1 protein-coding gene is annotated in these 894 nt (G+C 41.7%); it reads left to right on the top strand.

Going from position 1 to position 894, the window contains the following annotated elements; genetic code table 11:
• Window positions 1–32: 32 nt before the first annotated feature.
• A partial coding sequence (locus tag QQ041_RS22240; RefSeq protein WP_285955081.1) for a hybrid sensor histidine kinase/response regulator occupies window positions 33–894 on the top strand: 862 nt, incomplete at its 3' end.

Raw genomic sequence — 894 nt, 5'->3', positions numbered from 1 at the left:
TGGCGACGATGAGTCATGAGATCAGAACCCCAATGAATGGCTTACTTGGAATCCTACAGATGCTCGTCGACGATCTAGAGAAAGAAGAGCAGCGAGAAGTCCTTAAATTAGCACTAGGTTCAGGCGAGCATCTAATAGCGATCCTGAACGATATTTTAGATTTAGCTAAAATCGAAAATGATAGCCTCGAGATTGACCCACATCCATTTAAAATGTCTGAAATTACCAATCCAGTATTGAACACTTACCAAACCTTGTGCTCCGAGAAAGGTATCGAGTTTAACCTTACCGATGGTTGTGATCCGTCACTCGCATACAATGGTGATTCGGTTCGAATTCGACAAGTGCTACTTAACCTAGTTGGAAACGCCTTGAAGTTTACTGAAAGTGGTTCAATTAATGTAAGTATTAAACGATTAGGCCAAGTAAAAATGGAGTTTGCTGTTGAAGATACAGGTATTGGGATCCCCAATGACAGATTGAACTCAATCTTTAATGAGTTTGAGCAAGCGGATGTATCAACAACGCGTAATTACGGTGGCACAGGACTTGGTCTAGCGATTTGCCATAAGCTTGTGACGTTGATGGAGGGACAGCTCAACGTAAAAAGCGAGCTTTCTAAAGGAAGCCGATTCAGTTTTGTTATCGACCTCCCTACAGCTGTACACGAGGATGAAAAGAGGACAGAAATTCAGGCAGTAGACCTCTCTCAATTTAAGGTCCTCGTGACTGATGACAATAAAATGAATCGTATTATCGCCAAAGGCTTTTTGGACAAGTTGAACATTGAATGTGTTACTTGTGGGGATGGTTATGAGGCATTAAGTCTACTGGAGTCGGACAACTTCAACCTTGTAATAATTGATAACCATATGCCGAAAATGAACGGTGTGG

The organism is Vibrio sp. TMPB1044 (assembly GCF_030442075.1).
Taxonomy (GTDB): Bacteria; Pseudomonadota; Gammaproteobacteria; order Enterobacterales; family Vibrionaceae; genus Vibrio; species Vibrio satsumensis.
This window is presented reverse-complemented; position numbering and strand designations above follow the sequence as displayed.